General features: G+C 74.5%; 5 protein-coding genes. 3 read left to right on the forward strand and 2 right to left on the reverse strand.

Features of this window, described 5'->3' with window-relative positions:
* The coding region (locus tag H5J30_RS19485; protein ID WP_181788696.1) for a glycoside hydrolase family 15 protein at positions 1-945 on the reverse strand (945 nt) is incomplete at its 3' end.
* Positions 946-1051: 106 nt separating this feature from the next.
* On the reverse strand, positions 1052-1801 hold the full coding sequence (locus tag H5J30_RS19490) for an SDR family NAD(P)-dependent oxidoreductase (protein WP_181788697.1): 750 nt from the start codon (positions 1799-1801) through the stop codon (positions 1052-1054).
* 127 nt (positions 1802-1928) lie between these two features.
* Between H5J30_RS19490 and H5J30_RS19495 the strand changes: the two genes are divergently transcribed.
* The 3 genes from H5J30_RS19495 to H5J30_RS19505 are packed head-to-tail and all read left to right on the forward strand — an operon-like array spanning position 1929 to position 4102.
* Entirely contained in the window at positions 1929-2195 is a 267-nt protein-coding gene (locus tag H5J30_RS19495; protein WP_258563414.1) for a hypothetical protein, read from the forward strand.
* A gap of 30 nt (positions 2196-2225) precedes the next feature.
* Complete coding sequence (locus H5J30_RS19500) at positions 2226-2777, forward strand: GNAT family N-acetyltransferase (protein WP_181788698.1); 552 nt, start codon at positions 2226-2228, stop codon at positions 2775-2777.
* Complete coding sequence (locus H5J30_RS19505) at positions 2774-4102, forward strand: MFS transporter (protein WP_181788699.1); 1329 nt, start codon at positions 2774-2776, stop codon at positions 4100-4102. The genes H5J30_RS19500 and H5J30_RS19505 overlap by 4 nt, the downstream gene beginning before the upstream one ends.
* The last annotated feature ends 194 nt before the right edge of the window (positions 4103-4296 follow it).

Here is a 4296-nt window from a genome sequence, read left to right on the forward strand (position 1 = left end):
CGCCGCGGTGTTCGCGGCGCCGAGCAGGCCGCCGAGCCAGCTCCGGTACGCGTCCGCCTCGGCGGCGTAGCCGAGGTCCAGGAGGGCGCGTACCGACAGGGAGGCGTCGCGGATCCAGGTGTAGCGGTAGTCCCAGTTGCGCTCGCCGCCGATCTGCTCGGGCAGCCCCATGGTGGCGGCGGCCACGGGCGCGCCGGTCGGGGCGTACGTGAGCAGCTTCAGCGTGATCGCGGAGCGGGTGACGACCTCGCGCCAGCGGCCGCGGTACGTGCAGCGGGCGGTCCAGCGGTGCCAGTAGGCCCGCACCTTGTTCAGCTCCCGGTGCACGTCCCGCTCGTACGCGCCCGGCGGCGGCTCCGCGCCGGGGGCGCACACCGTGAACACCGCGGCGGCGGAGCGGCCCGGCGCCAGGTCCAGCACGGCGCGCACGTCGTCGCCCGCGCGGGTCAGCGCGCCGGCCGGACCGAGCAGCTGGAGGTGGCCGTCGGCGGTGGCGGCGCGGAAGCGGGCGGTGCCGCCGTCGAGTTCGAGCCGGTGCGGATCGCGGCCGTAGTCGAAGCGGGGGCTGCAGTCGAGCGTGAAGCGCATCCGGCCGCGCAGGGCCCGTACGAGCCGGATCACCCGGTGGGTGTCCGTGGGCTTCTCCGGCCGGTCCACCGGCATGAAGTCCAGCACCTCGCCGATGCCCTCCGTGGACAGGAAGCGCGTGACCAGGACGGCGGTGCCCGGCAGGTAGATCTGGCGGGGGACGGCGTCGGGGGCGTCGGCGGTGATCGCGAAGCGCCCGCCGCGCTCGTCGTCGAGGAGCGCGCCGAAGACGCTGGGGGAGTCGAAGCGCGGCGTGCACAGCCAGTCGACCACGCCCTCGGCGGAGACCAGCGCGACGGTCTGCAGGTCTCCGATGATGCCGTGGTCCGCGATCGGCGGGTACGGGGCCGGGGTCACGACGGCACTTCCTTCCCCTGGCGACGGCGATACGACGACTCTCCCGCCCCCCGCGCGCGACGGCTGCCGCGGCGCGGCCATTCGGGTGCTGCGGGCCGGGCCGGCTCTACGGCTCCCGGTACACCTTGTAGTTCGCGGCCTGCGCCCGGGGGCGTACGACGAGGAGGTCGACGTTGACGTGCGCCGGGCGGGTCACCGCCCAGGTGATCGTGTCCGCCACGTCCTCCGACGTCAGCGGTTCCTTCACGCCCGCGTACACGGCGGCGGCCTTCGCCTCGTCACCGCGCATCCGCGTCACCGCGAAGCCCTCGGTGCGGGTCATCCCGGGGGCGATCTCGATGACCCGTACGGGCCGGCCGTTCAGCTCCAGCCGCAGCGTGGCGGCGATGCTGTGCTCGGCGAACTTCGCGGCGACGTAGCCCCCGCCGCCCTCGTACACGGCGTGGCCCGCGGTGGAGGTGACGATCACGACCGTGCCGTCGCCGGAGGCGACGAGGGCGGGCAGCAGCGCCTGCGTGAGGTGGAGCGTGCCGATGACGTTCACCTCGTACATCGCCCGCCAGTCGGCCGGGTCGCCGGACTCGACCTGCTCGGTGCCGAGGGCGCCGCCGGCGTTGTTGACGAGCACGTCGCAGCTGTCGAGGGACGCGGCGAAGGCGTCCACGGCGGCGCGGTCGGTGACGTCCAGGGCGTACGGGGTGGCCGCGTGCCCGGCGGCGGTCAGCTCGGCCGCGAGCGCGTCTATACGGTCCTTGCGGCGGGCGGTCAGGACGACATGGTGGCCGGCGGCGGCGAGCTGGCGGGCCGTGGCCGCGCCGATGCCGCTGCTCGCTCCGGTGACGACTGCGGTAGGCATACGGCCCAGGATAAGCAGGTGGGGTGCGGTGGGTGTGGGCTGGGGATTCCAGGTGAGTACAAGGTTCCGCCCAGGTCGGCGGGGGAGTGTGTGGCGTCCGGTGTCCGACGACGGAAGGACCGCACAGATGATCACGCTCCTGGAGCCCGAGACGACCACTGCTGCCGCGACGATGAAGGGCGGTCCGGGTATGGGCACCCGCCGCCCGGCCACGGCGAAGGGCGGCGGTATCGGCGTCGGTACGCGCCGGACGGTGCGCGTGCCCGCCACGGCGAAGGGCGGTATCGGCATCGGTACGCGCCGGACCGAGCGGGTCCCGGCCACGGCGAAGGGCGGCGGTATCGGCGTCGGCTCCCGGCGGCGCTGTGTCCCCGCCGGGGGCGGTCGGGGCTAGTCGGCCGGGCCCGGGGGACGGAGACCACGCATGGCGAAGTCAGCGATCGAGGTCGAGCGGTGGGAAGGGCTGGAGTGCGCGGCCCAGCTCGACATCGTGCTGCCGATGTACAAGTGGATCTGGGTCGAGCCGCCCTACCGCGAAGGCCCCAGGGAGATCGCCGAGTTCGTCGACCGCTTCGCCCAGGAGGTCTTCCTCCCCCGCGCCCGTCTCGTCGTCGCCCGCGTCGACGGGCAGCCCGCGGGCTACGCCTTCGGCTATCCCCTTCCCGCCGACACCGGCTGGTGGAAGGCCATGGACGAGGAGGTGACCCCCGAGTTCGCGACCGAGACCGGCCGCCGCACCCTCGGCATCGTCGAACTCGCCGTACGCGCCGAGCGCAGGCGCCAGGGCATCGCCGCCCGGCTGCACGGGGAACTCCACGCGGGGCTCGGCGTCGAGCGGGTCACGCTCGCGGTGCGTACGGAGGCCGAGGCCGCGCCCGCGCACGCCGCGTACGCCTCCTGGGGCTATCGCCGGGTCGGCCAGTGGCGGCCGGGCGAGGACAAGCCCGTTTCCGACATCATGCTGCTGGCGCTGTGACGGCCGCGGACCCCCGCGACCCACCGCCCCCGGCCGGGCTGCTGCGGGAGCGGGGTTTCCGCCTCTACTGGTCCGCGCACAGCATCTCCCTCATCGGCGACGAGATCACCATCCTCGCGGTCCCCCTCGCCGCCGTGCTGCTGCTCGACGCCGGCCCCGCAGAGATGGGCTGGCTCACCGCCGTCGCCCTGCTGCCGTCCCTCCTGCTGTCCATCCCCGGCGGCGCCTGGGCGGACCGGCAGGCGAACCGGCGCAGGGCGATGATCGTGTCGGACCTCGGCCGGTCCGCCGCCGTCGCCTCCGTGCCCCTCGCGTACGCGATGGACGCGCTGACGATGACGCACCTGTACGTGACCGAGTTCGCCGTCGGCGCCCTCACCGTGCTCTTCCGCGTCTGCAACCACCACGTCTACGCCTCCGTGCTCGCCCCCGATCGCTACGTGGCCGGCAACGCCCTGCTCTCCGGCAGCAGGTCGGCGGCGGCGGTCGCCGGTCCCGGTGCGGGCGGCGCGCTGGTCCAGGTGCTGACCGCCCCGTTCGCGCTGGTGCTCGACGCGGTGACGTATCTGGTGTCGGCCGTGTGCCTGGGGCGCATCCGGGCGACCGAGGCACCGCCCGCACGCCACGGGGGCACGGGCCTGACCGACGGAATCCGCTGGGTGACGGCCAACCGCGACCCCGGCCTGCTCCTCGCCGGGGTTGCGATGCTCAGCCTCTTCAACACGCTCGTCGTGACGCTCTTCGTGCTCTACGCGACCGACGAGCTGGGCCTTTCCCCCGGACTGCTGGGCCTGGTCTTCGCCATGTTCGGGCTCGGCGGCCTGGCCGGGGCGTACCTCGCGCCGCGCGTGGTGCGGCGGATCGGCCTGGGCCCCGCGATCATCGCGGGGTTCGCCGGGTTCAGCCTGCCCCTGCCGCTGGTGCCGCTCGCGGACGGCCCGACGCCGCTGGTGGTCGCGGTGCTGGCCGCCTCGCAGTTCGCGTGCGGCTGCGGCGTCGCCGTGATGGACATCTCGGCGAACAGCTACCTGATCGCCGTCATCCCGCCCACGCTTCGCTCGCGCGTGATGGGCGTGATCCAGACGTCGAACTTCGGCGTACGCCCCGTGGGTGCCGTCCTCGCCGGCACCCTGGGCGCGGCCTTCGGCCTGCGGCCGACCATGTGGATCGGCACCGCGGGCGCGCTGCTGAGCGTGCTGTGGGTCCTGCCGTCCGGGCTGCGGTACGTCATGGCCCTGCCGACGACGCCCGGCACCCCGGCGGACGGCACCCCGGCGGACGGCATACCGGCTGACGGCACCCCGGCGAAGGTGTCCGCGGAGTGACGCGGGTGCGCCCGCGCGCTGCCCCCGCGCGCCCGGCCGTGCACCTGTCCACGACGCGGGACATGCTGCACAGCGGGGGTTCCGGCGTGCAACGCTGTGGGCCTGCGGACAGCGGCCGGAAGGGGTGCCGGATGTATCTGGTGGCGGGTGCGGGCGGCAACGTCGGGTCCGAGGTGGTCAGGGCGCTGGCCGAG

Source organism: Streptomyces phytophilus (assembly GCF_013870535.1).
Taxonomy (GTDB): domain Bacteria; phylum Actinomycetota; class Actinomycetes; order Streptomycetales; family Streptomycetaceae; genus Streptomyces; species Streptomyces phytophilus.

Excerpts from the sequence above, each read along its gene's own strand:
- H5J30_RS19490 (WP_181788697.1), bottom strand. The coding sequence starts at position 1,801 with ATGCCTACCGCAGTCGTCACCGGAGCGAGCAGCGGCATCGGCGCGGCC.
- H5J30_RS19500 (WP_181788698.1), top strand. The coding sequence starts at position 2,226 with ATGGCGAAGTCAGCGATCGAGGTCGAGCGGTGGGAAGGGCTGGAGTGC.
- H5J30_RS19495 (WP_258563414.1), top strand. The coding sequence starts at position 1,929 with ATGATCACGCTCCTGGAGCCCGAGACGACCACTGCTGCCGCGACGATG.